The organism is Gottfriedia sp. NPDC057948 (assembly GCF_042887255.1).
Lineage (GTDB): Bacteria > Bacillota > Bacilli > Bacillales > Bacillaceae_G > Gottfriedia.
The window spans coordinates 459,077-485,683 of the sequence record NZ_JBHVPN010000001.1; the positions used below are offsets into that span (position 1 = coordinate 459,077).

29 protein-coding genes and 1 pseudogene are annotated in these 26,607 nt (G+C 31.8%); 19 read left to right on the forward strand and 11 right to left on the reverse strand.

The window, feature by feature from the left end; genetic code table 11:
- The first annotated feature begins 30 nt into the window (after positions 1-30).
- Together corA and ACFVRR_RS02090 are read left to right on the forward strand one after the other, a co-directional pair.
- Positions 31-975, forward strand: a complete 945-nt coding sequence (gene corA / locus ACFVRR_RS02085; RefSeq protein ID WP_097975733.1) for a magnesium/cobalt transporter CorA — start codon at positions 31-33, stop codon at positions 973-975.
- A 164-nt stretch (positions 976-1,139) separates the two neighbouring features.
- Positions 1,140-2,456 (forward strand): ATP-binding protein, encoded by a 1,317-nt coding sequence (locus tag ACFVRR_RS02090; protein ID WP_387324184.1) that lies wholly within the window; start codon positions 1,140-1,142, stop codon positions 2,454-2,456.
- 84 nt (positions 2,457-2,540) lie between these two features.
- Here ACFVRR_RS02090 and ACFVRR_RS02095 read toward each other — a convergent pair whose 3' ends face one another.
- The 5 genes and pseudogenes from ACFVRR_RS02095 to ACFVRR_RS02115 all read right to left on the reverse strand — a co-directional run bounded on the left by ACFVRR_RS02095 (position 2,541) and on the right by ACFVRR_RS02115 (position 6,653).
- On the reverse strand, positions 2,541-3,848 hold the full coding sequence (locus ACFVRR_RS02095) for a DUF3967 domain-containing protein (RefSeq protein ID WP_387324187.1): 1,308 nt from the start codon (positions 3,846-3,848) through the stop codon (positions 2,541-2,543).
- A 281-nt stretch (positions 3,849-4,129) separates the two neighbouring features.
- Positions 4,130-4,393 carry a phage holin gene (locus tag ACFVRR_RS02100; RefSeq protein WP_088013908.1) on the reverse strand — a complete coding sequence of 88 codons (264 nt, stop codon included), beginning with the start codon at positions 4,391-4,393 and terminating at the stop codon, positions 4,130-4,132.
- A gap of 198 nt (positions 4,394-4,591) precedes the next feature.
- Positions 4,592-5,131, reverse strand: coding sequence for a YkyB family protein (locus tag ACFVRR_RS02105; RefSeq protein ID WP_387324190.1), 540 nt, complete (start codon positions 5,129-5,131; stop codon positions 4,592-4,594).
- 338 nt (positions 5,132-5,469) lie between these two features.
- A pseudogene (locus ACFVRR_RS02110) lies at positions 5,470-5,688 on the reverse strand (hypothetical protein); the annotation flags it as partial.
- Positions 5,689-5,819: 131 nt separating this feature from the next.
- Positions 5,820-6,653, reverse strand: a complete 834-nt coding sequence (locus ACFVRR_RS02115; protein WP_387324193.1) for a metallophosphoesterase — start codon at positions 6,651-6,653, stop codon at positions 5,820-5,822.
- Between the two features lie 122 nt (positions 6,654-6,775).
- Here ACFVRR_RS02115 and fadH point away from each other — a divergent pair, with 122 nt between their 5' ends.
- Both fadH and ACFVRR_RS02125 read left to right on the forward strand, forming a co-directional pair.
- Positions 6,776-7,540, forward strand: coding sequence for a 2,4-dienoyl-CoA reductase (gene fadH / locus ACFVRR_RS02120; RefSeq protein ID WP_097975726.1), 765 nt, complete (start codon positions 6,776-6,778; stop codon positions 7,538-7,540).
- Positions 7,541-7,553: 13 nt separating this feature from the next.
- Entirely contained in the window at positions 7,554-8,768 is a 1,215-nt protein-coding gene (locus tag ACFVRR_RS02125; RefSeq protein ID WP_387324197.1) for an EAL-associated domain-containing protein, read from the forward strand.
- Positions 8,769-8,946: 178 nt separating this feature from the next.
- Here ACFVRR_RS02125 and ACFVRR_RS02130 read toward each other — a convergent pair whose 3' ends face one another.
- Together ACFVRR_RS02130 and ACFVRR_RS02135 are read right to left on the reverse strand one after the other, a co-directional pair.
- Positions 8,947-9,678, reverse strand: a complete 732-nt coding sequence (locus ACFVRR_RS02130) for a class I SAM-dependent methyltransferase (protein ID WP_387324200.1) — start codon at positions 9,676-9,678, stop codon at positions 8,947-8,949.
- 505 nt (positions 9,679-10,183) lie between these two features.
- A complete protein-coding gene (locus ACFVRR_RS02135) occupies positions 10,184-10,417 on the reverse strand; it encodes a glutaredoxin domain-containing protein (RefSeq protein WP_025568652.1) in 234 nt (77 codons plus the stop codon).
- Positions 10,418-10,669: 252 nt separating this feature from the next.
- On the opposite strand from ACFVRR_RS02135, the gene ACFVRR_RS02140 reads away from it, so the two are divergent.
- From ACFVRR_RS02140 to ACFVRR_RS02185, 10 genes are all read left to right on the forward strand, one after another.
- Positions 10,670-10,906: a YkuJ family protein gene (locus ACFVRR_RS02140; protein WP_056474223.1), complete on the forward strand. Its 237-nt coding sequence runs from the start codon at positions 10,670-10,672 to the stop codon at positions 10,904-10,906.
- A gap of 178 nt (positions 10,907-11,084) precedes the next feature.
- Positions 11,085-11,558 carry a ribonuclease H-like YkuK family protein gene (locus ACFVRR_RS02145; protein ID WP_387324921.1) on the forward strand — a complete coding sequence of 158 codons (474 nt, stop codon included), beginning with the start codon at positions 11,085-11,087 and terminating at the stop codon, positions 11,556-11,558.
- 53 nt (positions 11,559-11,611) lie between these two features.
- Complete coding sequence (gene abbA / locus ACFVRR_RS02150) at positions 11,612-11,803, forward strand: antirepressor AbbA (protein WP_097975719.1); 192 nt, start codon at positions 11,612-11,614, stop codon at positions 11,801-11,803.
- A 296-nt stretch (positions 11,804-12,099) separates the two neighbouring features.
- Positions 12,100-12,546 carry a cyclic-di-AMP-binding protein CbpB gene (cbpB, locus tag ACFVRR_RS02155; protein ID WP_056468606.1) on the forward strand — a complete coding sequence of 149 codons (447 nt, stop codon included), beginning with the start codon at positions 12,100-12,102 and terminating at the stop codon, positions 12,544-12,546.
- Between the two features lie 89 nt (positions 12,547-12,635).
- On the forward strand, positions 12,636-13,505 hold the full coding sequence (locus ACFVRR_RS02160; protein ID WP_387324206.1) for a transcriptional regulator CcpC: 870 nt from the start codon (positions 12,636-12,638) through the stop codon (positions 13,503-13,505).
- Positions 13,506-13,587: 82 nt separating this feature from the next.
- The gene (gene dapD, locus ACFVRR_RS02165; protein WP_387324209.1) at positions 13,588-14,304 is read left to right on the forward strand and encodes a 2,3,4,5-tetrahydropyridine-2,6-dicarboxylate N-acetyltransferase; all 717 of its coding nucleotides are present in this window, start codon (positions 13,588-13,590) and stop codon (positions 14,302-14,304) included.
- A gap of 241 nt (positions 14,305-14,545) precedes the next feature.
- Positions 14,546-15,655 carry an N-acetyldiaminopimelate deacetylase gene (locus tag ACFVRR_RS02170; RefSeq protein ID WP_387324212.1) on the forward strand — a complete coding sequence of 370 codons (1,110 nt, stop codon included), beginning with the start codon at positions 14,546-14,548 and terminating at the stop codon, positions 15,653-15,655.
- A 119-nt stretch (positions 15,656-15,774) separates the two neighbouring features.
- Positions 15,775-16,317, forward strand: a complete 543-nt coding sequence (locus ACFVRR_RS02175; protein WP_098231953.1) for a peroxiredoxin — start codon at positions 15,775-15,777, stop codon at positions 16,315-16,317.
- A 204-nt stretch (positions 16,318-16,521) separates the two neighbouring features.
- Positions 16,522-16,977, forward strand: coding sequence for a TlpA family protein disulfide reductase (locus ACFVRR_RS02180; RefSeq protein WP_069035534.1), 456 nt, complete (start codon positions 16,522-16,524; stop codon positions 16,975-16,977).
- A gap of 159 nt (positions 16,978-17,136) precedes the next feature.
- Positions 17,137-18,171 carry a cytochrome d ubiquinol oxidase subunit II gene (locus tag ACFVRR_RS02185; RefSeq protein WP_387324216.1) on the forward strand — a complete coding sequence of 345 codons (1,035 nt, stop codon included), beginning with the start codon at positions 17,137-17,139 and terminating at the stop codon, positions 18,169-18,171.
- Positions 18,172-18,235: 64 nt separating this feature from the next.
- On the opposite strand, the gene rnjA is transcribed toward ACFVRR_RS02185, so the two are convergent.
- Both rnjA and ACFVRR_RS02195 read right to left on the reverse strand, forming a co-directional pair.
- Complete coding sequence (gene rnjA, locus ACFVRR_RS02190) at positions 18,236-19,903, reverse strand: ribonuclease J1 (RefSeq protein ID WP_097975708.1); 1,668 nt, start codon at positions 19,901-19,903, stop codon at positions 18,236-18,238.
- Positions 19,904-19,906: 3 nt separating this feature from the next.
- Positions 19,907-20,119, reverse strand: coding sequence for a DNA-dependent RNA polymerase subunit epsilon (locus ACFVRR_RS02195; RefSeq protein WP_056468578.1), 213 nt, complete (start codon positions 20,117-20,119; stop codon positions 19,907-19,909).
- Positions 20,120-20,467: 348 nt separating this feature from the next.
- On the opposite strand from ACFVRR_RS02195, the gene ACFVRR_RS02200 reads away from it, so the two are divergent.
- Positions 20,468-21,376, forward strand: coding sequence for a DMT family transporter (locus ACFVRR_RS02200; protein ID WP_387324221.1), 909 nt, complete (start codon positions 20,468-20,470; stop codon positions 21,374-21,376).
- 15 nt (positions 21,377-21,391) lie between these two features.
- Entirely contained in the window at positions 21,392-22,165 is a 774-nt protein-coding gene (locus ACFVRR_RS02205) for a Cof-type HAD-IIB family hydrolase (RefSeq protein ID WP_387324224.1), read from the forward strand.
- Between the two features lie 95 nt (positions 22,166-22,260).
- Here ACFVRR_RS02205 and def read toward each other — a convergent pair whose 3' ends face one another.
- Positions 22,261-22,818, reverse strand: coding sequence for a peptide deformylase (def, locus tag ACFVRR_RS02210; RefSeq protein ID WP_097975703.1), 558 nt, complete (start codon positions 22,816-22,818; stop codon positions 22,261-22,263).
- 189 nt (positions 22,819-23,007) lie between these two features.
- Positions 23,008-23,163, reverse strand: coding sequence for a YjcZ family sporulation protein (locus ACFVRR_RS02215; protein ID WP_387324227.1), 156 nt, complete (start codon positions 23,161-23,163; stop codon positions 23,008-23,010).
- Between the two features lie 163 nt (positions 23,164-23,326).
- Between ACFVRR_RS02215 and ACFVRR_RS02220 the strand changes: the two genes are divergently transcribed.
- The 3 genes from ACFVRR_RS02220 (at position 23,327) to ACFVRR_RS02230 (ending at position 26,500) form a co-directional block, all read left to right on the forward strand.
- A complete protein-coding gene (locus tag ACFVRR_RS02220) occupies positions 23,327-23,974 on the forward strand; it encodes a YkyA family protein (RefSeq protein WP_387324230.1) in 648 nt (215 codons plus the stop codon).
- Positions 23,975-24,439: 465 nt separating this feature from the next.
- Complete coding sequence (gene pdhA, locus ACFVRR_RS02225; protein ID WP_387324924.1) at positions 24,440-25,519, forward strand: pyruvate dehydrogenase (acetyl-transferring) E1 component subunit alpha; 1,080 nt, start codon at positions 24,440-24,442, stop codon at positions 25,517-25,519.
- Positions 25,520-25,522: 3 nt separating this feature from the next.
- Positions 25,523-26,500: an alpha-ketoacid dehydrogenase subunit beta gene (locus ACFVRR_RS02230; protein WP_387324233.1), complete on the forward strand. Its 978-nt coding sequence runs from the start codon at positions 25,523-25,525 to the stop codon at positions 26,498-26,500.
- The last annotated feature ends 107 nt before the right edge of the window (positions 26,501-26,607 follow it).

Here is a 26,607-nt window from a genome sequence, read left to right on the forward strand (position 1 = left end):
TTTGATTGCCTAAAGAAGGTGAATAATAACTTGTTACAAGTAATCGGAATAACTAAAAATAAAGAAATCGACCGTAATATAACAATTGCAGATGCAAAATCAAATGATTACTTATGGTATTGGGTAGATATTGATGAACCGACCGAAGATGAGATTCAACTTTTATCAACCGAATTCAATTTTCATCCTTTAGCGATTGAAGATTGTTTGGAATATGTACAACGACCTAAACTTGACTACTATGAAGGATATCATTTTTTAATATTGCATGAATTAAATAAGATAGACTTAGAGGAGACGGAACTAGATATTTTTGTAAGTGATCATTATGTTATCACATTTCATATCCATAAAAGTCCAACTGTACAACTAGTTTTAGATAATATAGTGTCAGATCGTCGAGCTTCGAAGAGTCCACTTCATTTAACTCATCGAATTATTGATGAGCTTGTTGATAGTTATTTTCCATTAATTTATCGTTTGGAGGATGAACTCTCAGACCTAGAAATTGATCCTTTAAAGAAACAAGTAAATAATGCTGTAGAAAGATTATATGATATTAAATCGGATTTATCGAAATTAAGAAGGACGATTTTACCAACTCGTGATTTATTATATCGAATCCTTAATTCGAATCGATTTAAAGATATATCTGAACATCGAATTTATTTTGAAGATATACACGATCATTTAATGAAGCTTTCGGATATGATAGAGACCAATCGAGATTTAGCATCCGATATTCGAGAAAGCTATTTTTCATTAAGCTCAGAAAAAATGAATAATATTATGAAAACATTAACAATCATATCATCTTTCTTTTTACCACTAACTTTTATCGTAGGTTTATACGGAATGAATTTCCATTATATGCCAGAATTAACATGGAAATATGGATACTTATTTATTTTAATTTTAATGGGATTTGTTACGATCCTAATGTACATATTTTTTAAAAGAAAAGGTTGGTTTTAAGTCGTTAAGCACTTAGGCTTGACGACTTTTCTTATATTTTAGAATACTTTGTAATAATGTGTCTTACTATGTAGAAATGTTTTTTTTGAATTTTTTGTATTAATAATTAGAAGTTTAAATAACTATGTTATAATTTGTTGAAAGAAGGGGTGGAGGACACTTTAATGCTGCAATTAAAAGATTTATTAATTCAATTTGCAATCATAATCATTCCGGTCTTTTTATACGAAATGTTCTGGCTTAGTAGATACCACAATACAAGCCCGAAACAAAATAGAATATTAGTTGGATTGCTAACTTTTTTTAATATTTTTATTTGCTTGCTTTACCCAATTCACATTAGTGAAAGCATGGCTATTACTTTTAGTATTTTATTAATCTATTCATCTATTTTATATGGTGGAAGATTGATTGGAACGATTATTATTATAACGAAAGCAGTTTTTGTGTATTTGCTATATGGTTTAGCATCTTTGAAATCTTTTCCATTTGAAGTGATTTCGTGTATCTTACCATTTATAGTTTCACCACATTGGGTTAGTTTTTCTAAACGGAAGAAATTTGCTTTAAGTATATTAATGCCAATTTTATTTTCGTTCAGTATGGTCTGTTTGCTTTATTATGAAGCAACGGTAAACGGTATAAAAGAGTACCAATCAGATCAAACAATTTTTTCGGCGTGCATATTTTTTACTGTTTTAACAATTACAATGCTGTTTCATGTTTATTTAAGAGAGTTTTTATTTGAAAATGCTGAAATTCGTGTGCAAATGCAGAAATCAGAGAAATTAAATATGGTGAGTGAACTTGCGGCGAGTGTAGCTCATGAAGTTAGAAATCCATTAACAGTTGTAAGGGGTTTCATTCAGTTAATTGAGAATCAAGAAAGTGGAACGAATCGAGAATATATGAAACTTGTATTAGCTGAACTAGACCGGGCAGAAAATATCATTTCAGATTATTTAAACTTAGCTAGACCTCAAATTGAAGAAAAGAAAATAATCAATATGACAGAACAACTGAATGAAGTAACAACATTAATGTCAAGTTACGCCTCATTGCAAGGTGCTTTCTTACAAGTAAATGTAAATGAGGATATGTACACTGTCGGAGATCGAGCTAAGCTTAAACAAGCAATCATTAATGTTCTAAAAAATGGCGTAGAAGCTATAAAGGACACGAAAGGCTATATTAAAATTGAAGCAAATATTGAGAAAGTAAGAGATCGAGAGTACATACGAATTGTTGTGAAAGATAATGGAGTAGGTATGTCGAAAGCACAATTGGATCGTTTAGGACAACCTTTTTATTCTTTAAAAGAAAAAGGAACAGGTCTAGGTCTAATGGTTACTTTTAGTATTATCGAAGCTCATAAGGGAACGATTGAATATTTAAGTGAAGAAGGCAAAGGGACTGAAGTTCATATTGTCTTACCAGCTTATCTTCAAGAACAGAGTGAAGAGTGTACAATGAAAGAATAAAGAGAAGGGAAAAAAACCCTTCTCTTTTCAAACTAAAAATCTTTAAATTTCATAATAGAGTAAAAGTACTAAACAATAAACAAATTATTTTACTGACTTAGGTTTAAAAAAGAGTGATTTAATTGCATTTTTCCAGTCTCTTTCTTTTGAGGCAGCTACCATCTTCTTTGTTTCCTGTAATTCTCTAATCATCCTCATTAATTGAGCATCTCGACCAGATTCTTTTGATTTAATTTCTTCAAACATTTGCTCTAATTTTTCATCTTTTTCTTCAATTACTGTTGCTAATCCTTGAAGTTCTTCACTTTTTTCTTCAACTGAATATAAAATTTTTTCTAACTTTTGATCCTTCTCCAAGTTCTGTTTGATTAATGTTTGATTTTGGGTTAGGATTTGTTCATTTTGATATGCTAGATTCGTAATTTGGGACATAAACTCTTCAAACATAATTTGATTAGAATTTGTCGGTACAAAAGTAGTAACATTCTCTTTCGAAACGATAGGTTCCGTTACTACGTTTGATCCATTTAATGTTGAAAGAACGACTTCATCAGGTAGTTTATTATTTTCCTCTAGTACTTGTTCAACAGTCATTTCTTCAAAACGATATTCATGGACTTCCTCATCCTCAGAAACTTGATCTGTTTGATTTGATAATGCACCAGATCCTATAACAGTCTCTTTTTTTAGTAAAGATTGCTCTAGTACGACTTCTTCAATTATTTCTAATTGTGATACGGAGTCTTCAAACTTCTCAGTATCTTGTGAAAAAGATTGCTCCATTACGCATTCATCAATTGTTTCTAGTTGAGAAAGTGAATCTTCTAAATGCTTTGTATCTTGTGAAGTTGTTTGATTGATTTCTACTACTTCGATTGATTCTAATTGGGAGAAAGACGCTTCTAAAGGTGCTTCTTCTTGTAAAAGTGAATGATGGATTAATTCCGAATCAATTGTTTCTATTTGGGAATCTGCTTCTTCAACAATCACATTCTTTACTTCAATTAATTCCATTTCATTCTTCATGTCAAAATTTTTATGTATGTTATTTTCTAGAGGAATATTGGGGGTGTTATTTGTAACCATTTCAGTATTTTTTTCTGTAATTTCATTCTCAATTGAAGTTGTTTCAATTACATGAACTTCAGATTGATTTTGTACTGATTGGTTATTTAATGCATATTCAACTGATTGTAAAAGATTTTCATTCGTATGGTACTCTTTAATGATCATTTGGAATAATTCGAAATCGTTTTGATTATAGATCCTAGTATCTTGGTTCTTTGTAAAATGATATTCTTTCTTTTCTAGCTCCTTACTAATTTCTCTTACACGAGATTTACCTATTTTTAATTTCTTTGAAATGTCTTTACTTGTAAAAATTACTGACATTTGATATCCTCCTGAAAAATATGTGTTTTTAGAACATTCAATACAAAGTTAAAATTTTCCTACCTAATCTACTTAAAATAATTCTACAATGTATAACAAAGTCCATATGTTTACTAAAATTAAAATCAATATATGAGGAAAAATAGTGAAAAATAGAAAATATTACTTAAAAAGTAGCATAAATTCGACTAAAAAATTGAGAGTGACACAATGTTTAATCACTCTCAAACCAAATCTTTAAATTTGTAATCTAATCTATTAAAAAGTAGACATAAAGTAATCTATTGATCCGAATTTGTCTGCTTATTTGTTTTTTCTAATCCTGCTTCTTGAAGTACAGCCTTTTGAGCTTGTCCTTTTTTACCTAAATAATTATGCTTAGCACCGAAATATAAAATAAAAAGGAATGAAATTATATTAATTACAGCATCAATTTGTTCATTATTTAGGAATTTAAACCCAAAAGAATTTAGTAACAATTGAAGTGCAAATAAGAACCCAGCAACATAACGAATAATATCTTGTAAGTTATTATTACCGAACATATCAATCACCCCCTATTGATATAGTATGCTTGTCTCACGTAATAGGTGAGACAAAACTACTATAATATGAGAGGGAAATAATGAATTTCCGTACATTCAAATAAAAAAGGGAAGAATTAAAAAACCTTTAATTTAAAAGGTCTTATAATCTTCCCATTTAATCTATATTAATGTTATTTTAGTAAGAATTGTTTCAACTTATTTCTCTTGCTTACCTTTATTTTTACGAATTGGTTCACTCGGAAAAGTAAATGTAGAGTTATTTAGAAATGAAGAAGCTCTTAAAAATTGCCCTGGGGTATTTCTTTGGAAGTTCGATCCGTTTTTGAAATTGTTTTCAGATTTAACGTTTTGAATACCTAAGAAATGATGAAGTATTTTTTTGGCATAGCTTAATGACATGGAAACTTTTGGGTTACGATGAGTATTTTCTAATATTCCTAAATGCGGCAGAAGTTTAAAGTCTTCTTTTAACGGTGGTATATGAAAGAAAAAATCTCCACAAGCAATCAACACGTCAGATTGTTGTTTACTTGACTTGGGATTATTTGAAAAATGTAATCCAACTTTCTTAGCAATTCCTTTATCAATAAGCTTTAATATAGCTTGTCTTTTTAGTGAATATAGTTCACTTGGTTCAAGTGCTGTTTTAGCATGTTTATTTACAACAAATATTGCCTGAAAAATTTCTTCATTTGTAAAATTTAGTTTATTCAGGCTAGGTTCTTTCGATTTCATGCTTCTTGGTTACCTCCAAAAAATAATAGATATGAGTATATTATATCTTTTGTTTAAATTTTTTCAAATCAATTCTAGAGAAGTGGTTATATAATAAAAAGCTAATCGAAATAATATTCATTAATGCGACTAGCTTTTTTATCTATTTAGTATGGATAGGGTCCTATATTACCTGGCGAATTTAATCCTGCATTACTAGGTAAATAAGCACCAGGATTTACAGGTGGGTAAGGTTGTTGGTATCCAGGGTACCCGCCACCGAAGCCACCACCATAACCACCATAACCACCACCAAAGCCACCACCAAAACCACTGCCAAAGCCACCACCGCCAAAGCCACCACCGTACGGAGGATATGGTCCGTATGGAGGATAAAAAGGTGGTCTAAACGCTAATGCACCTAACGCGAATCCGCCTGCTAATCCCGCTAATCCTCCTATTATTGGCAAAATTGGGAAAAAAGGAATAAAGCGTTGTTCGTTATGATCATAGTAGTAGGATGGAGCATGATCTTCTCTATAATAATGATTAAAATTAGGGTGATATTGATAATTCATGTATTTAACCTCCTCTCTTGTCTTCAATATTAGTGTATGGAGTACTAAAATAATTGAGCAAGTACCCATAAAAATAGGTAACCAACCTAGTACGGATGAGAACTGTGAGGAATAATCATTCTTGATTTTTATTATTTTTTTATTTTGCCTATAATTTCAATTGATACGATTTCAGGTGGAGTAAATAGGCGAATTGGTAGTTTAGTTGTCCCAATTCCATTTGAAACGACTAAATGACTATTATATTTACTTGATAGGGTGTAAACACCCCGGTTGTATTTCTTTGCATATGGAGGCATTATAAAGGACTTATATAAAGGTAAATAGATTTGTCCGCCATGACTATGGCCAGAAAGCTGAAGATTAATCGGATAGTTTTTCGTCAAATCAGCAATGTCGGGTTCATGAGCTAGAACAACTGTATAACTATTTTTTTGAATTCGTTCTAAAATGTCATTATATTGTTTGTTTCCTAGCATATAATCATCGAGACCGATAAATGAAACTTTTTGTTTTTGAACGTAATAAGTTTTTTCTTCGTTTTTTAATAAAATAAAATTGCTTTCGGTTAACAGCTCTTCGTATTGTTCAGTAAAATAACCTCCATGATCATGGTTACCGTATATTGCAAGCTTTCCTATTTTTGGATTAAGTTCTTTTAAAAGCCGAATAACTTCATTCTTGTAAGAAAATTTTCGTATATCACTAACCAAATCCCCAGTAAATAGAATAAAATCAGGCTTCATTTGGTTTATATTTTTTACGACCATATTAAATCGATCTATATCTTTTTTATTATTAAAGTGAGTATCAGAGATTTGTATTAATTTAATAGTAGTATTCGAATTTAACCGATCGTCTGAAAATGTTAAATGCTTAGTTCGAATTGATGTTGGCTCAACATAGACTGAATAATAGATTGTACAAATTAATAGTAAAAAAAATGATGTAAGTTTTATTTTCAATTGTCCCCCGACCTTTTTAAAGAAATAAATACTGCATACTATATTAAATAGTTTAATTGTTAAAAATATTCTAAAAATAACAAAATGTTGTTAAACTATTGAATACAAAGGGAGTGATACGAGTGAAGGATAAGGTTGTGATCGTTACTGGTGGCTCTAGTGGTATGGGGAAAGCAATGGCTATGCGTTTTGCAAAGGATGGTGCAAGAGTGGTCATTGCGGGAAGAGATATAGAAAAATTAAATAGTGCAAAAGAAGAAATTGAACAATTTGATGGTCAAGTATTACCAATAGCTATGGATGTACGGGATCCCGAATTAATTAAAAATATGGTAAATGAAGTTGATCAAACATTTGGAACGATAGATTTCTTAGTAAATAATGCGGCTGGTAATTTTATTTGTGCTGCAGAGGATTTGTCTGTAAACGGTTGGAATACGGTTATAAATATCGTTTTAAATGGAACCTTTTATTGTAGTTCTGAAGTAGGACGGTATATGATACAACATAAAATAAAAGGTGCGATTACAAATATAATAGCTACATATGCCTGGGATGCGGGGCCTGGAGTCATTCATTCTGCATCAGCTAAAGCTGGTGTTCTTGCTATGACAAGAACTTTAGCAGTTGAGTGGGGTAGGAAATATGGAATTAGAGTCAATGCGATTGCGCCTGGTCCTATTGAGCGGACAGGTGGTGCGGCTAAACTATGGCTTTCTGAGGAATTAGAAAACAGAACAATACAAAGTGTACCACTAGGCAGATTAGGTACTCCAGAAGAAATAGCGGGACTTTGTGCATATTTATTTTCAAATGAGGCTGGTTATATTAATGGTTCTTGTTTTACAATGGATGGAGGACAGTCCTTACATCAATACCCATTCTAGAAGGAGGTTCAAAATGGATCCTTTAGACGTAATAAGTAACTTAGATAAAGTCGTACCATATTTTCAACCAATATATGGAGCCGATACACAAAATTGTGTAGGAGTAGAGGTTGTTGGTAGACTAAAACTTGAAAATTTACACAGCCTTGAATTCTTCTTTGCAAATGATTTGGTGCCAGATGACTACTTATTAGAGGTTGACAATCATATATTAATTCAAGCTCTCGATGAAGTTGTACATTTTAAATTCGATGGTGGTATTTTTATTAATCGCCACCCTTCAGCGCTTCTTTCAGATGACCCAGAAAATCTATTATCGATTTTACAATCATATGAAGAAAAGGGCATACAACTAAATAAAATTGTCATTATTCTTCAACATCAACTGTTTTATGGTTTTGAGAAAGAACTAAAAAATTTAATTACATATTATCAAACTTATGGTATTAAATTTGCGATTAATAGCGTAAATGAGAAGTTAATTAACTTAGAAAAACTTCGGTTTTTGTCTCCTGATATCATTAAAATCGATTTTAAAATGGTTCAACAACTTCATACATCATCATTTCAAGATTTATTAAATTCCGTAATTTATGTGGCAAGAAAAGTAGGGGCATCGATGTATTACGATGGAATAATCGATTCAATTCAATTAAGAAATGCATGGAAGAATGGTGGAAGATTCTATCAAGGCGCATACTTGTTTATACCACAACCATCAATTAGTCAGTTAAATCATGAATGTGAGCCACTAAAGAATGATATCTTAAAATATATTCGAGGCGAAAAGAACAAATTAATTGCGCTTAGAGATATGACTAATTTAATTCAACAAAAAGTCGAATCGACAATTAATAAATTTAAATTAGGAGCGGATATAAATTCATTTTTAATGAATATATCAAGTGAATTAAATTCCTTTTGTTTTAGGATGTATATTTGTGATGAGGATGGTTTTCAGCAATCAGCTAACTTATTTAAAATTAATGGTGAACAGTGGGAGCTTCAAGAAAAGTATAAAGGTAGAAACTGGAGCTGGAGGCCGTATTTTTTAGAAACCGTTTTGAAAATGCAATCAAACGATCAGGGACAATTATCAGATATGTATAGAGATATTGAAACCGGTGAAAAGATTCGAACGTTTTCTTATCCAATGAATAATGGAAGCTATTTATATATTGACTTAAGTTATGATTTTTTATTTAAACATAATGAGTTACTTTTTTAACGACTCTCTTATAAGATTTAATTAGAAAATGACTGTCTTTGAAGAAAGGCAGTCATTTTTTTTGATAGCAAAAAAATTTGTCAATTAAATAAGTACTGTCATGTTGATTTCACGATGCTTTTTTTATTGGAGTGGAAGACGACTTGAGCCTTCCCGCATCTCCAACAATTTATAATTTTTATTTAAAACAAGAAAAGACAAGTACGATGGGTATTCTTTGTCTTCTTAAAAACTCTTCTTCGCTTTTAAAATGTATTTGTTTTGGAGTACCTTCATGTAATTGGTCGATCCGGAAACCAGTTTTTCTTAAAAGATTAAAATATTGTTCAATTGTTCGATGGTATTTGACTACTACTTTATTCATCCATGGTTCTTTTCTTTCACCAGTTCGAAAGTAATCATCTACAATCCAATTTTCGCGTCGATCTCCTGAGTGTTTGCTTAAAAAGGAGGCAGTAGTTAATGGATGCTGTACACTAAATATAAAATGGCCGTTTTCTTTTAAACTGTTAAATATTTTTTGAAATACTAGCTCAATGTTTGAAATATAGTGTAGTGCAAATCTAGAAGTGACAAGTTCAAATGAATTCGTAGGAAAATGATAATCCTCGATTGAAGTATGATGGATGGTTCCCACTGTATCCTTTAAATTAGTCAATGCTGCTTTAATCATGTGCTCTGATCCCTCGATACCTGTATAGGTTTTAGCTCCAAGTAGTAGAAGTTCATTACCGAAGGAAGCGTCACCACAACCTAAATCTAATATGTTTTTTCGATCAACTTTCCCAATTAGTTCATTGATGATTGGTCCTTCGATTGCATTATTAGGACTATCTTCTCTATTTTTTCGTCGAATATATTCTGAAAAAAAATCATCTTGATTGTAAACCGTTGAACCACGGTACTCCATAATAACACTCCCTAACCGTTTAAAAAATTTAAAAAAAATTGAAAAGTAGACACAAATTATCTAACTTTAACATTAAATTTGAACTAGATAAAGGGAGAAATTACCTAGTAAAAAATTTTGATTTGGAGCAATTTGGTTTTAGTTGATCTTAATCAAAAATCGACGAATTCATATATAATAGCCTATTTATATTAAAAGTAGTGTTTTTCTCTGTCAACTAATGTAAAAAAGATAAGAACGATTCGTATAGTATATGTCAATATAATAATGATAAGATTAGTAAAAGTTCAGCCTGAGGAGGATATTATTTGAGAGGACTTATTTCGAAAGTTCTTTTTGCATCGTCCGTCATGTTTTTTGTTTTTCATTTTATAGGAGTTGGGTAATGAGGAACTATTTTTTGGACAAGTCGTTGAAACAATCTTAAAAACAAATTTAGTATAGAATGATAAAAAACACCTAAATGAATGTTTATTTAGGTGTTTTTAATTTGATAGATAATGGATTAACGTTTTTGTAATGCTGCTTCAATTTGCTCCATCTGAACGCCTCTAATAACTTCATCATCAATTATTAAAGTAGGTGTTGAGTATGAATCTAACTCAAACATCATTCTTTTTTTAGCACTTTCATCTTGTGATACGTTATATTCAATATAAGAAGCATTCATTTCTTTTAAATAATTTTTCAAAAATTCACAAGGAGGGCAACCATCTTGTGTGAATAATTCGATCTTCATAAAACGACATCCTTTTTTTATTTTTTCTTAAAGCATTTGTATAAAACCATTATGACATAGAAAAATATAGTATATAAAGAAATTTGTTTTTTAGTTGAAACGACTATTTTTCTTGAATTTATCTTGAAATACAAGTATTCTTATTAATGGACACTTACATAGCTGAAATCTATCAGAAGTTTTTTGGATAGAAATTGTAAGAAAGTAAAACCTATATTTAGGGAATGACACATGGTAGAAAGGAGTTCTAATATGTCTTTATTATTAGGAATTTTAGAACGCTTAGAAAGTTTAAAACAACAAGCTACGAACGGTGAGGTTGCTCAAAGATATTTTGAAGTTAACGGTGAAAGAAAGTGTAGCGTTAAGTATTCTGAGAAAAATGAAACTTTTGAATTAGAAGTATTTCAACAAGGTGAAAAACCACAAACGTTCCCATTCGATAATATCGATATGGTAGCAATTGAAATATACGAAATTATTTCATAAGAAAAGAAAAAACAAGCTTAGCTTGTTTTTTCTTTTTTTTTTAATATTTTATTACAAAATAGTATGGGTGTGCTAATCCCAATTCTTAATGAATACATTATTATGTATTGTTATGAATAGGGAGGTCATATACGTGAATAAAGATCAGTATCGATTTTACAATGTAAGTGAAAGAAATATGAGTTTTGATCATGTAGTTGATCGGCTATATCATTTTGTAAAAAGTGATCCTAATAAACAATATCGACTTTCCATTGGAACAGATTCTCAAGTTCATAGTAATGGAACTAAGTTTATTACAGCACTTCACTTGCATCGGGTAGGTAATGGCGCTTGGGGATGTTTACATACTTGTTGGCATCACAAGAAAATCCGAAATTTAAAAGAGAAAATATTTCTAGAAACTATGTATAGTCAGGAAATAGCTTTTTTATTATCACCCTTTCATTTAGAAAAGATTTTTAGTCCTCTTCATGAAAATGCTAATTCGAATAATTTTAGTTTTGAAATTCATCTAGATATTGGTACGATGGGGCTAACGAAAGAGTTTATACAAGAAATGACATCTAAAGTAAGTGCAATGGGCATCATTCCTAAGATAAAACCTGATTCTTATACAGCATTTAGTTATGCAAATAAATTTACAAAATAAGAAGTTTAAACTAAATAAACATTGATTAAAATGAGGATTAGGAGGGATGATGGATGTTAAGTGAACAAAATTTCACAGAAGATGAATTGTCTTTATTGGTCGACACAGTGATGAAACAAAATTATGCAATTGAACTTATTTCATCACAGATAACTGATATAGAAAATGGTTTAATGGCTGCAGGCGAGGATCAATACGAGAGATTAATACATTTATATCAAAAATTAAGGGATTTAGGGCTATGAAGACAAATATAGATGAACGTTTAGATAATAAATTATATATCTAAACGTTTTTTTGTTTTTTTGAATAGTTATAGTTAAATGAGTAAATTTTTAAGAAAAGTTAAATTGGAAAGGGGTTACAAATCTGATAATATAGGGATGGGGACATAGTCCTTAATCGAATAAAATAATGTATAGAATTTTTTCTATACAGATGATGAGCAAAGTTTTATGTGTATTTATTTGATGTTTATTTATGAATTGATAATTTCTACCTTTTTTAAATACTTTTGCTTTTCTATTGGGGGACGATGTTTTTGATTAGTATCGATGGTTCACAATTTTTTGAACATAAAGTAGAAGAAGTCATTATTTCAAGTGAAAAAGTAGCTCATGTACAAATTGGTAATAGTTTGGAGCATGCCTTATTAGTACTTACAAAATCTGGATATTCTTCAATTCCAGTGTTAAATCCAAAGTTTCAGTTGCTAGGTTTGATTAGTACATCTATGATATTAGATGGAATACTTGGATTAGAAAGAATTGAATTTGAACGTTTAAGCAATATGAAAGTTGAAGAGGTAATGGGAACTGAAATACCATTATTAAAAACGACTGATACACTCGCTAAAGGGCTTGAATCTGTAATTGATCATCCTTTTGTATGTGTGGTTGATGCTAATAATACGTTTGAAGGTATATTAACTCGTAGAGCGATTTTAAAACAATTGAATAAAAATGTTAGAAGATATAATAAGCATTAACGATAAAAAAGTAAGTCATCATCAAATTGACTTGCTTTTTTAGTGTTAAAGAGTCTGATCGAAATAGGTTTAAGGCAAGGGGGGCTTATGTGCAAATTGATGATGTACGTTTAATAATTACTTTGTCTGAAGAGAGGAATATGAGGAAGGCAGCTGAGAGATTGTTTGTTTCTCAACCAGCTTTAAGTCAAAGACTACAAAATTTAGAGAAGCAGATTGGTAGTGAATTGTTTATTCGCTCTCAAAAAGGTTTGATTATTACGGCCTCTGGTGAAATCATATTAAACTACGCGAAAAAGATGGAAGAAACGTATCAAACAATGTTAGAGCAGTTACAGATTTTAAAATCCAATATTTCAGGGACTTTAAAGATTGCCGTTTCATCTGTTGTTGCGCAATACTGGTTACCGCCAGTTTTAAAAAAATATGTGTCAAGCTATCCAGAAGTACAAGTTTCACTTTTTACCGGTTGGAGTAGTGAAATCACAAATCGCTTATATGAAAATGAAGTTCATCTAGCAATTGTTCGAGGAAACCAAAATTGGTTTGGAGAAAAGGAATTACTGTTTTCTGATGAATTATTATTAGTTGATACAAAAAAACATAGTCTTGAGGAATATAAAACGATACAAAGACCATTTATTCAGTTTAAAAGTAATTCAAATTATTATCAGTTGATCCAGTCATGGTGGTATGAGCATTTTAATTCATTACCAAAACATGAAATTGTAGTCGATCAAATTGAAACATGTAAGCAATTTGTATTGAATGGACTAGGCTTTGCGATCTTACCTTCCTCGGTATTACATGATGTTATTGATGAAAATATTATAAAAACACCTTTATTTACTAAAGAACAATCAGGCTTATATCGCGATACATACTTACTTTATAATCGAGATGCATTGAAATTAAAACAAGTAGAAGGATTTATAGAATCAATTCGAAAAAAAAATTAAGATTAATCGACAAAATGTTGCTAGTTACTTACTAGATTTGATAGAGTATTCTTATTGATAATAATAAAGGGGGCAATTCATTATGAAATTAATGGACGCAAATGAAATTATTGCATTTATTGCAAATAGCACGAAAAAAACACCTGTAAAGGTTTACGTAAAAGGTCAATTAGACAAGCTTACTATTTCTGAATCAGTTCAATCATTTATTTCTCAAAATTCTGGAGTTTTATTTGGTGAGTGGGATGATGTTAAAGTAATCCTTGAAGCGCAAAAAGAATACATAGAAGATTATGTAGTAGAATCAGATCGTCGTAATTCAGCGATTCCACTTTTAGATGCTAAAGGTATTAAAGCTCGCATCGAGCCAGGTGCGTTTATTCGTGATCAAGTTACAATTGGAGACAATGCAGTTATTATGATGGGTGCTGTAATTAACATCGGTGCTGTAATTGGAGAAGGAACAATGATCGATATGAACGCAGTACTTGGTGGACGTGCTACAACAGGTAAAAACTGTCACGTTGGTGCTGGAGCTGTTTTAGCTGGCGTAATTGAGCCACCATCAGCAAATCCAGTTATTCTTGAAGACAATGTATTAATTGGTGCTAATGCAGTAGTTTTAGAAGGTATTAAAGTAGGGGAAGGCGCAGTAGTAGCTGCAGGTGCAATTGTTACTGAAGACGTTGCTCCTTACACTGTAGTTGCAGGTGTTCCTGCTAGAAAAATCAAAGATATCGATGATAAAACAATTTCAAAAACTGAAATCATTCAGGCTTTAAGACAACTAAATCAATAATAACAAGAAGTAAGCGTAGAATTTATTTTTCTACGCTTACTTTATAGACATTATATTAAAATATAAGTTCAGAACTGATTACAGCATTTGACTTACGAGGCATGAAGTCTATAAGGAGTGATGTTACCTTAGACGGTAATGAGCATCGCTCAGCAGGCGAAGCAACGAAGAAAGCGAGTGTTTGGTGGGCAGTCTGAAGCGTAGAATAATATATTTCTACGCTTTTTTTGGAGGAATTAAAATGGATTCATTTATTAAAATTAGAAGGGATTTACATTTGATCCCCGAACTTGGATTTCAAGAATTCAAAACACAAGCGTATTTACTAGATTATTTATCTAGTTTAGATCAAGAAAGAATGGTAATTGATACTTGGAGAACAGGTATTTTCGTTCGAGTAAAAGGGCTAAAACCTACTAGAACAATTGGTTACCGTACAGACATTGATGGATTACCAATGAAAGAAAACACAGGTTTAGAATTTTCATCGATTCATGTAGGTAATATGCATGCCTGTGGTCATGATGTACATATGAGTATTGCTCTTGGTGTTCTTACTAACCTTGTTAATGAGCCAATAAATGACGATGTCGTTTTTATTTTTCAACCTGCAGAGGAAGGTCCTGGTGGAGCGGAACCTTTACTTAAAAGTGAAGAATTTAAACCATTTAAACCGGATGTAATCTATGGTTTACATATCGCTCCAGAATATCCTGTTGGTACAATTGCGACGAAACCTGGTATGTTATTTGCTCATACATCAGAGCTTTTTATTGATTTTCATGGCTTAAGCGGCCATGCAGCTTTCCCTCATTTAACGAACGATATGATCGTTGCATCAAGTCATTTTATCACTCAAGTACAATCGGTTGTATCAAGAAATGTTAATCCATTAGACAGTGCTGTCATTACGATTGGAAAAATAACTGGTGGTACAGTTCAAAATGTTATTGCAGATCATGTTCGAATTGAAGGTACGATGCGAGCATTAAGTGAAGAAGCAATGCTAAAATTAAAAAATAGAATTGAAAGTCTTGTGAATGGATTTCAAGAGAGTTTTCAGTGTAAAATAGAAGTAGATTTTGGAAGTAATTACTATGGAGTAATCAACGATGAATCGTTGACGAATGAATTCTTTAATTTTGCGAAACAATATGACGGTATTGAGGCCGTCCGTTGCAATGTTGCGATGACAGGTGAAGATTTTGGTTATATGACCAAAGAAATTCCAGGCCTAATGTTTTGGATCGGCGTAAATTCAGAATTCGGACTCCATAACCAAAAATTAAATCCAGATGAAAATGTGATTCCTTTAATGATTCGATTTATTTCGGACTTTTTGAAACAATAACAATGAAAATGATTTTCAGTTAATAATAATTATAAATTAATATTGACTTTAAATAAGCAGTTTACTATAATATCACTTGTATGATAAATAGTTACATAAAAATATTGGAGGTAATAACGATGGCAGAACGTTTAGTAGGAAAACAAGCACCACGCTTTGAAATGGAAGCAGTTTTAGCAAATAAAGAATTTGGTAAAGTAAGCTTAGAAGAAAACATGAAAAACGATAAATGGACAGTATTATACTTCTATCCAATGGACTTCACATTTGTATGTCCAACTGAAATCATAGCAATCTCTGATCGTTACGACGAGTTTGAAGATCTTGATGCAGAAGTTGTAGGTGTTTCTACGGATACAATTCACACTCATTTAGCATGGATCAACACTGATCGTAAAGATAATGGCTTAGGTCAATTAAAATATGCATTAGGTGCAGATACAAACCACGCTATTTCTCGTGACTATGGCGTATTAATTGAAGAAGAAGGTATTGCATTACGTGGATTATTCATCATCAGCCCAGAGGGTGAATTAATGTACCAAGTAGTACACCACAACAACATCGGTCGTGAAGTTGATGAAGTTTTACGTGTACTTCAAGCTTTACAAACTGGTGGACTTTGCCCAGCTAACTGGAAACCAGGTCAAGCAACTCTATAATTCTAAACAATTAAGAATTAATGTCAAAGGTCTAACTTATAGTTAGGCCTTTTTAAACACAATTATGAAAAGTGGAAGGCGTTTGTTAAAGACCCGACAAGCATTAGGCAAGGACCTCGAGGGCCAAACGCCTATAACTAGACAAAAACTAAAAGTAGAACAAGCTCACTTAGAGCTAATGAAAACAAGTAGGAGGACTATAAAATGAGACTTCGCTCACCAATGCCTGAATTAGATGGTGCAACAACAGTATTAAATGGAGAAATTCAAAAAGAAAACTTAATCGGTGACAAACCAACATTAATTCATTTTTGGTCTGTTAGTTGCCATTTATGTAAAGTAGCAATGCCAAACATTAATGCTTTTAGAGATGAATATAAAGATCGATTAAATGTAGTAAGTGTTCATATGCCAAGATCTGAAGATGATTTAGATATTGATAAAATTAAAGAAGTTGCAAACGAACACGGCATTACACAAACAATACTAGTTGATAACCAACATACTATTACAGATGCTTTTGAAAACAAATATGTACCATCATATTACGTATTTGATAAAACAGGTGTATTACGCCACTTCCAAGCTGGAGAAGGCGGAATGCCAATGTTAGAAAAGCGTGTTAATCGAGTACTAGATGAAGCAGCAAAAGTAGAATAGTTTGTAGATTCAATCATCACTTTTGGGACTTTTTTTAAAGTCTCTTTTTTTGTATTTTCCTAATCTTCGTCTTGAAACTAGTAGAAAGTGTATTTTATAGGTATAATTAAAGTAAACTAATCTTTAGTTTAAGGAATTATTCTGTAGGAGGAAAAAAGTTTGGAGATTCAAACAATCGCAATCTTTATCTTATGGTTGTTTTTATATGCCTACATGATTATTGCTTCAATTGATTTTGGTGCAGGATTTTATGCGTTTTATGCGATTTCAACTAAAGAAGAACCAAAATTAATTGGCTTAATAAATCGACATCTTTCATCTATTTGGGAACTTGCTACATTATTTTTCATTTTTTTCTTTATAGGTGTAGTTGGTATATTCCCAAGGGTAGCATATTATTATGGTGTTCCTTTATTAGTTCCGGGTAGTGTAGCAATGATTTTTTTAGCAATTAGGGGATCGTTTTATACTTTTCAGCAATATGGAGAAAATAGGAGTAAGTTCTTTTTAATTTTGTATGGCGCGACAAGTCTATTAATACCTGTTACATTATCTACTGTTTTAACAATTTCTGAAGGTGGATTTATTATCGAGAATGGAACAGATATACGATTTTATCCATTTAAATTAATTACGAATTCTTATTCTTTATCCGTTATGCTATTGGCTGTATGTTCAGTATTATTTATTAGTGCAATGTTTTTAATTTATTCTGCAAAACTAATCAATGATTCGGAGTCGGAAACTAAATTAAGAAAGTACGTACTAGTCTGGTCATTGCCAACTATTATTTCGAGTATCATCGTATTTTTATCAATGAAATTACATAATAAAGTTCATTTTGATCGAATGCATAATGTATGGGAATTCTTTCTGATCTCTTTGATTTGCTTTTGTATAGCAATTTATTTTGTTATAAAAAGAAAAAGATATGGTTTAGCGTTTATATTAGTATTATTACAATATTTCTTCGCATTTTTTGGGTATGGTATAAGTCATCTACCATTTATCTTATATCCATATTTAAGAATCGAAACAAGTTTTGCTAAGAGTAGTTTAGCAATCGTACTAATTATTCTGTTTGTTGTATTTTTTATCTTATTTACTGTGTATTTTATATTTTTAGTTCTTAATAAACCTTTTTTTATGAAAGTGTTTTTAAAAAGTAATGAAAAAAATGACTTTCAAGATTAATAAAAAAGGGCGATTTCAAAAGTATTTTGACTTTTGAAATCGCCCTTTTATCATGTACTAATGATTAAACTTCCATAATAATTGGGAGAATCATTGGTTTACGTTTTGTTTTTTCATATAAGAAAGGTGATAATGTATCAGTAATTTCATTTTTGATCTCAGACCATTGAGAAGTTTTACGTTCCATGATTTTGTTTAAATGAGTAGAAATCATTGCTTGTGCTTCATTTATTAAATCGCCACTTTCTCTCATATAAACGAAACCGCGTGAAATGATATCTGGTCCTGCCGAGATTTTAAATTCCTTCATATCGATGCTTACGACAACGATTACAAGACCTTCTTCAGATAAAATTCGACGGTCTCTTAAAACGATATTACCAATATCACCGATACCGCTTCCATCAATATAAACATTACCAGAAGGTACTTTACCTGCAACCATAGCCTCATCTGCACGAAGAGCTAAAACCTCACCATTATCCATGATAAAGCAGTTTTCTTCAGGTACCCCACAGTCCATAGCTAGCTTAGCATGCATGCGCTGCATTCTATATTCACCGTGAATAGGCATAAAATACTTAGGTTTCATCAGTCTAAGCATTAATTTTTGCTCTTCTTGACCACCATGACCACTAGTATGAATATCATTTAATGAACCGTGAATTACTTCAGCACCAGCACGGTAAAGTAAGTTGATTGTACGGTTTACGCTCATTGTATTACCTGGAATTGGTGAAGAAGAAAATACGACAGTATCTCCAGGAATAATTTGAATTTGACGATGTGTACCATTTGCTATACGTGATAATGCAGCCATTGGCTCACCTTGACTACCTGTACATAAAATGACTAATTGATTAGCCGGAATACGATTAATTTGAGATGCATCAATAAATGTATCCTTAGGACATTTAATATAACCTAAGTCATGACCGATCTCGATATTTGCTTCCATACTTCTACCAAAAACAGCAATTTTACGTCCAGTTGCCATAGCAGATTCGACAACTTGTTGAAGACGATGAATATTAGAAGCGAAAGTAGCAAAAATGATACGACCATCAACCTTACGGAAAATTTCACTGATCGTGTCACCAACTTTTCTTTCTGACATCGTAAAGTGAGAAACCTCACTGTTCGTACTATCTGAAAGTAAGCATAAGACACCTTCTTTTCCTATTTCAGCCATTTTAGTTAAATTAGCCGAATCTCCAACAGGTGTGAAATCAAATTTAAAATCACCTGTATGGACAACTTGTCCTTGAGGAGTTTTAACGACGATACCATAACAATCAGGAATACTATGTGTAGTACGGTAAAATGTAACACTAGTTTTTCTGAATTTGATGATGTCATCTTCTTTGATTTCTATTAATTTAGCTTTACGTAATAGACCGTGCTCTTCAAGTTTATTTTTGATTAAAGCTAAGGCAAGTTTACCACCATAAATTGGAATGTTTAATTCTCTTAATAAATATGGAATACCACCAATGTGGTCTTCATGTCCGTGAGTGATAAATAAACCTTTAATTTTTTCCTCATTTCGAACTAAGTAGGAATAATCAGGTATCACATAGTCTATCCCTAGTAGCTCATCTTCAGGGAACTTGATTCCGGCATCTATTAATATAATTTCATCTTGATATTGTACTGCGTATGTATTTTTACCAATTTCCCCTAAGCCACCTAGTGCGAATACGGCAGCTTGATCATTTTTAAGAAATTTCATAAATTACGCTAGCTCCAAAATTTTAAAGCTTTCACTTTGTTTTTCGAATTCAAGATGAGCACCGGTTAAAGCTTGAACAAGTTCAATATTATAATTGAAAGGTAATAATTTCGCACGAACTTCTCTTTCACTATCTGCTTCTACATAAACTGTTTTAGTTTTTTCTCTTACAGGTACCTCTAAAGGTAATTCCTGATAGTATACTTTAAAAATCATTTAAATCTCTCCTTGTCAAATCACTATCTTCTCAATATTATAAGTGATTTTCTATATATTTTCATTCTTTTTATTGAAGATTACCTAAAATACGGTCATTTTAAAAAAAATTTTGAAATTATTGAGATATATTTCTTCTTTTTCAATAATTGTTTTAGCCGTTTTTTTAATTTTTTTCTTAGTTTACGTAACACTAGTTTTACCTCCTAGTCATAAAATTAAACTTATATGTAGAGAACACGGACATAGTATATTTATGTGTAGTATTGAACGAAAAAACATTTTCATACAATATAATCCAAAAAACAGTTAAAATAGAGGGTATCTTAAAGTTAAGGGGAGAAGAATGTGAAGAAGTTATATGGAGCTTTGTTTTTATTAAGTATTATTTGGAGTACATCTTTTTTATTTATTAAGCTCCTTTTAAACGATATAGGGCCAGAAGCAATTGTTTTTTATCGCTGTTTCTTTGGTGCTATGACATTATTAATTATTATGTTAATAAAAAAGGTAAAGATTGATTTTAAAAATTTACCGAAAATAAGTTTAATTATTGTCATCTCATTATTTAATCATGCTATACCGTGGCTTTTTCTTTCTTTTAGTGAGACCCATCTACAAAGTAATGAAGCGGCAGTATTAAATGCTTTTACGCCAATTGCAACACTCATTATTGGCTATTTTTTCTTTTCTCAAAAAATTCATAAGAAACAATGGATTGGACTTATGATTGGGATCATTGGACTTATGATTATGATGAATCTTAATCCATCAACAATTTTCTCGGATAATATAATTTATTCAATATTAATGTTATTTGTTACTTTTTGTTATGGGCTTGGTTCACATTTAACTAAAAAGTATTTACAACAAATTGATGTAATGATTATTTCATTTTTAACCTTAGGTATTTCTGGTGTATTCGGCTTTTTTTATATGGTCGTTGTGGGGAAGGGCACTTTAAAACCATTTGTTAATTTTGAAGTTTTTAGTGGTGTGTTTGGACTAGGCGTTGTATGTTCGGGGTTGGCATATTTATTATTTTATTATATGGTTAAAGAGGGAAGTGCAGAATTTGCAACAATGGTTACTTATATAGTACCTGTATTTGCTTCTATTTGGGGATTTTTCTTTTTAAACGAGCCTTTATCTTTCAAAATGATTTTAGGATTGTTAATCGTACTTCTAGGAGTATTTATTACGAATAGTAAACAGAAGTCAAAAATGAAAAACTCAAAAGCAAATGCAGCGTCTTAGTGAGGAGAGAATAATATGACTAAACAAATCGTTTTTTTTGATATTGATGGAACGATTTTAAATCATGATAAAGTAATTCCGGAAAGTACTAAGAAAGCAATTTCGGAACTTCAAAATAAAGAGATCCACGTAGCGATTGCAACTGGTCGTGCGCCATTCATGTTTAAAGAAATTCGTGAAGAGTTAAATATAAATAGTTTTGTAAGTTTAAATGGACAATATGCTGAATTTGAAGGTGAAGCTATTCACAAACATGCCCTACATCCAGAACAACTTCACCAATTTACTCAAAAAGCAAAAGAACTAGGTATTCCGCTAATCTATTTAAATAACGAGACAATGAGGGCGTCAATTGATTCACATCCTCATATAAGAGAAGCAATGACATCGATTAGAATGCAACACCCTGAAGTTCAGCATGATTTTTATCATAATCGTGAAATTTACCAAGTCTTACTGTTCTGTGAAGAGCATCAAGAGCCATCTTTAACCGATGGGTTTAATGATTTTAATTTTATTCGTTGGCATGAGTATTCGTCAGATGTCTTACCAATAGGTGGATCTAAAGCGAATGGAATACTTCAAATGGTAAACCATCTTGGGTTTGATATGCAAAATGTAATCGCATTTGGTGACGGATTAAATGATTTAGAAATGATTGAAAAAGTTGGTACGGGAATTGCCATGGGTAATGCAGTGGATCCACTAAAAAAATTAGCTAATCATATCACAACGAATGTTGATGAAGATGGAATTTTAAACGGTTTAATATGGGTCGGACTTCTTTAAGTATGTAGCCAAATTACAAAAACATGAATTTTAGACTGACTGCAAGCGCTTATCAGCAGTCTAAAAAGAGCGATTGGTTTTCCAATCGCTCTTTTTTATTTTCTCTCTAAAGGTGAAGCACCTTCTGGAGGAGAAAAAGGATTTGTTTTATTAATATGATCATAAAACATTACGCCATTTAGATGGTCAATTTCATGTTGGAAGCAAATTGCTGGTAAACCTTTTAAACGGATTTTTACATTTCCCAATTCTGTATCGAAGCCAGTGACTGTAATTCTTGCGTAACGAGGAACATATCCAGGAACATCACGATCAACAGATAAGCAACCTTCACCACCTGATAAATAAACTTGTTCAACAGAATGACTAACAATTTTAGGATTTAATAGTGCATAACTATATAAATTATCTTGTGAATCAGTTACATGAACACCTATTGCTCTTTTATTAATTCCGATTTGTGGTGCAGCTAATCCGATACCTGATCGTAGACCGTATTCGGCAGATATTTCTGGATTCTGACTATTTATAACATACTCTAATAATGAATTAGCTAAATTAATATCCTCTACCGATGGAGGTAAGCTTACTTCACTCGAGACTGCCCTTAATCTAGGATCGCCTTCTCGAATTATATCTTTCATTGTAATCAAATGAATTTCACTCCTGTCTAATATTTCATAAATATAAGTATGTACTATTCACTAGTATTATTAATTTAGTCTAACAAATCTTTTTTAAATTGTCAGTCTCAGGGGCAATAGAATGGAAAAAGGAGCGATAAAATATCGCTCCTTAAAGTTTGTGGTTATACATTAATAATAGAGGCTTACTAGTGTGAATTATAAAACGAAAGCTGCACCAACGATAATTAATAAAATGAATAGAACAACGATTAATGCGAAACCGCCGTAACCGCAACCGCATCCGCCGCCGTAACCGCCGCCGTAACCATAACCAGGGTATCCACCTTTTCCACCGTATCCGTAACCGTACATATAATAACCTCCCTTTAAACTGTTTCCGCATATAGCGGATACTACAAATTATGAAAAACTACATAAAGTGTGTGGGTATGTGACCATTTTATTTTTTAGGACGTATAAAAAGTGTGAAAAGATGCAACATGGAAATAATAATGAAAAAAAATTGGGTGAAATAATGTATAAAAAATTCAATTCCTTATTTCTTGTAATAGTCATACTCTTTATCCTTTGTTCGGGTTGTACTTCTCAAGCAAAACAAAAGAATTTAGTCATAAATCAGCTAGCTGAAATTGCTAAAATGGAACAGAAATTTCAAAAAGCTGGAGAACGTATTCAAAAACTGGAAGTAAAAGAATTGGAGTATTATGAAAAAATTTATTTATATAAAATAAGCGAAGTAAACAAAAGACAAGATTCAGCAAAACAAGCAATTAATTTATTAAATAAACGAAAAGTACGAGTCAATGAGGAGTCAAAATTAATTCACGATATAGACATAAAAATTAAAGAACTTCAAACAATAAATATTGAAACGAAGAATGAACAGTTTCGAAATGAAGTTAATAACTTTATAAAAACATGGAGAGAAAGAACTGAGTTATACGATAAATTGAATTCAAAATATAAAGATGCAATGGAAACGGATCTTTCAATTTATAACTTATTATCCCAGAAAAAAGTTGATTTAAAAAATGTAAAGAGTGAGACAAAGGATACAAATCATATTTATAAAGATGTCATTAAATATAATGATCAATTAAATCTTTATACTCAAAAATTAAATAATTTACAAAAAGACATATATGAAAAATATGGTAAATAACAGATTGGGACTAGAATTACTAAATAAAAATCGTTGTAGTACAGTTTGGAATTTATGATAAAAAAAATCCGTTATTAGCTATTTGAGCATAATTTAACGGAGTTTCTGTTATTGTATAACAGGTTGCTGTTTCAAAGGTAGTACAGGGTTAAAATTTTATGGCAAATTTTCCGAAAAATCATGAATAAAATAATACAACAAAATATTTGACGAGTTTATGAACGTGTTATAAACTGTACTAGTGTTCAATGTTGTACTAGTGTAATACACGAATAGTATAAGTACAGATTTTAATTATAAGTTATGGTTACTTGTAATTACTCTTAAGAAAATACACATGATGGATAAAGAAAATAAATCCTCCATAATTAAAGAAGGGTGTGGGTTTTAGTGGCAACTACTACGAAGAAAGTAGCTGGAAAGGAAACAACAGAAATGAAGAATACACAAACTGTTTCTGAATTAATGGATCAAATGCTTCAATTTGGTGATTCAGTTGGAACTCTTCAAATTTTAAATGAAGAGGGCGAAATCGTTAATGAATCAGCGATGCCTGATTTATCAGATGAGCAATTAAAAGAATTAATGAAACGTATGGTATGGACTCGTGTTCTTGATCAACGTTCAATTTCATTAAACAGACAAGGTCGTTTAGGTTTCTATGCTCCTACTGCAGGACAAGAAGCTTCTCAATTAGCAAGTCAATTTGCTCTTGAAAAAGAAGACTTTATCTTACCTGGTTACCGTGATGTACCTCAAATGATCTGGCACGGTCTACCATTATATAAAGCATTTTTATGGTCACGTGGACATTTAGTAGGAAGCCAAATTCCTGAAGATGTAAATACAATCTTCCCACAAATTATTATTGGTGCTCAAATTATTCAAGCTGCAGGTGTTGCACTTGGTATGAAGTTGAAAGGCCAAAAATCTGTTGCCATTACATATACAGGTGACGGTGGATCTTCTCAAGGTGATTTCTATGAGGGTATGAACTTTGCTGGTGCTTATAATGCTCCTGCGATTTTCGTTGTTCAAAATAACAGATACGCAATCTCAACTCCAGTTTCTAAGCAATCAAAAGCTAGAACAATTGCTCAAAAAGCAATCGCAGTAGGTATTGCTGGTATTCAAGTTGATGGAATGGATCCATTAGCAGTTTATGCAGCTACATCAGAAGCTCGTAAACGTGCAGTAAATGGCGAAGGTCCAACATTAATTGAAACATTAACATTCCGTTATGGACCACATACAATGGCTGGTGATGACCCAACTCGTTACCGTACAAAAGATACTGAAAACGAGTGGGAAGCAAAAGATCCAATCGTTCGTTTCCGTAAGTTTTTAGAGAAAAAAGGTCTTTGGACTGAAGAAGAAGAAAATGCAATTATCGAAGAAGCAAAAGAAGCAATTAAAGATGCGATCAAACTTGCTGACCAAGAGCCAAAACAAAAAGTTACTGATTTAATGGCTAATATGTTCGAAACTAAAACAAGTAATATAGAAGAGCAATATGCAATTTATAAAGAGAAGGAGTCGAAGTAAGTCATGGCGCAAATGACAATGATTCAAGCTATCACAGATGCATTACGCGTTGAAATGAAGAACGATCCTACTGTAGTAGTATTTGGTGAGGACGTTGGAGTAAACGGTGGTGTATTCCGTGCAACTGAAGGTTTACAAGCAGAATTCGGTGAGCAACGTATATTCGATACACCGCTTGCTGAATCAGGTATCGGTGGATTAGCAATCGGTCTTGGAATTGAAGGTTTCCGTCCAGTAGCAGAAATCCAATTCTTCGGATTCTTATTCGAAATCATGGACTCAATCGCTGGTCAAGCAGCACGTATGCGTTACCGTACAAGTGGTCGTTTTACTTCACCAATTACTTTCCGTTCACCATTTGGTGGTGGTGTTCATACACCAGAAATGCACGCGGATAGTTTAGAAGGATTAATGGCTCAAACTCCTGGTTTAAAAGTAGTTATTCCATCAACACCTAAAGATGCTAAAGGTCTTTTAATTTCATCTATTCGTGATAATGACCCTGTTATCTATTTAGAGCACATGAAATTATACCGTTCATTCCGTGAAGATGTACCTGAAGGTGAGTACACTATCGAATTAGGTAAAGCGGATGTTAAACGTGAAGGTAAAGATGTATCAGTATTTGCTTACGGTGCAATGGTTCACGCTGCATTAAAAGCTGCTGAAGAGTTAGAAAAAGATGGCGTATCAGTAGAAGTTGTTGACTTACGTACTGTTCACCCATTAGATATCGAAGCAATCGTTGCGTCTGTTGAGAAAACTGGACGTGCAGTAGTTGTACAAGAAGCACAAAAACAAGCTGGTATTGCTGCAAATGTAGTTGCTGAAATTAATGATCGTTGTATCCTTTCATTAGAAGCACCAGTTGTACGTATTACTGCAGCTGATACTGTTTACCCATTCCCTGAAGCGGAAACAGTTTGGTTACCAAACCATAAAGATATAGTTGAAGGTATTCAAAAAGTTTTAAACTTCTAATCAGTTTATAACAAAAATAGAGAAAGGTATTTGATGAATTCATCAATACCTTTCTTACATTATTAGATAAAATATATTAAAAAATTAATTTAACTTTGTTCGGAGGT

Coding starts and splice junctions, on each gene's coding strand:
- ACFVRR_RS02090 (WP_387324184.1), top strand. CDS start 1,140: ATGCTGCAATTAAAAGATTTATTAATTCAATTTGCAATCATAATCATT.
- ACFVRR_RS02095 (WP_387324187.1), bottom strand. CDS start 3,848: ATGTCAGTAATTTTTACAAGTAAAGACATTTCAAAGAAATTAAAAATA.
- ACFVRR_RS02100 (WP_088013908.1), bottom strand. CDS start 4,393: ATGTTCGGTAATAATAACTTACAAGATATTATTCGTTATGTTGCTGGG.
- ACFVRR_RS02105 (WP_387324190.1), bottom strand. CDS start 5,131: ATGAAATCGAAAGAACCTAGCCTGAATAAACTAAATTTTACAAATGAA.
- ACFVRR_RS02125 (WP_387324197.1), top strand. CDS start 7,554: ATGGATCCTTTAGACGTAATAAGTAACTTAGATAAAGTCGTACCATAT.
- ACFVRR_RS02130 (WP_387324200.1), bottom strand. CDS start 9,678: ATGGAGTACCGTGGTTCAACGGTTTACAATCAAGATGATTTTTTTTCA.
- ACFVRR_RS02135 (WP_025568652.1), bottom strand. CDS start 10,417: ATGAAGATCGAATTATTCACACAAGATGGTTGCCCTCCTTGTGAATTT.
- ACFVRR_RS02140 (WP_056474223.1), top strand. CDS start 10,670: ATGTCTTTATTATTAGGAATTTTAGAACGCTTAGAAAGTTTAAAACAA.
- ACFVRR_RS02145 (WP_387324921.1), top strand. CDS start 11,085: ATGAGTTTTGATCATGTAGTTGATCGGCTATATCATTTTGTAAAAAGT.
- abbA (WP_097975719.1), top strand. CDS start 11,612: ATGTTAAGTGAACAAAATTTCACAGAAGATGAATTGTCTTTATTGGTC.
- dapD (WP_387324209.1), top strand. CDS start 13,588: ATGAAATTAATGGACGCAAATGAAATTATTGCATTTATTGCAAATAGC.
- ACFVRR_RS02170 (WP_387324212.1), top strand. CDS start 14,546: ATGGATTCATTTATTAAAATTAGAAGGGATTTACATTTGATCCCCGAA.
- ACFVRR_RS02175 (WP_098231953.1), top strand. CDS start 15,775: ATGGCAGAACGTTTAGTAGGAAAACAAGCACCACGCTTTGAAATGGAA.
- ACFVRR_RS02180 (WP_069035534.1), top strand. CDS start 16,522: ATGAGACTTCGCTCACCAATGCCTGAATTAGATGGTGCAACAACAGTA.
- rnjA (WP_097975708.1), bottom strand. CDS start 19,903: ATGAAATTTCTTAAAAATGATCAAGCTGCCGTATTCGCACTAGGTGGC.
- ACFVRR_RS02195 (WP_056468578.1), bottom strand. CDS start 20,119: ATGATTTTTAAAGTATACTATCAGGAATTACCTTTAGAGGTACCTGTA.
- ACFVRR_RS02205 (WP_387324224.1), top strand. CDS start 21,392: ATGACTAAACAAATCGTTTTTTTTGATATTGATGGAACGATTTTAAAT.
- ACFVRR_RS02215 (WP_387324227.1), bottom strand. CDS start 23,163: ATGTACGGTTACGGATACGGTGGAAAAGGTGGATACCCTGGTTATGGT.
- ACFVRR_RS02220 (WP_387324230.1), top strand. CDS start 23,327: ATGTATAAAAAATTCAATTCCTTATTTCTTGTAATAGTCATACTCTTT.
- pdhA (WP_387324924.1), top strand. CDS start 24,440: ATGGATCAAATGCTTCAATTTGGTGATTCAGTTGGAACTCTTCAAATT.
- ACFVRR_RS02230 (WP_387324233.1), top strand. CDS start 25,523: ATGGCGCAAATGACAATGATTCAAGCTATCACAGATGCATTACGCGTT.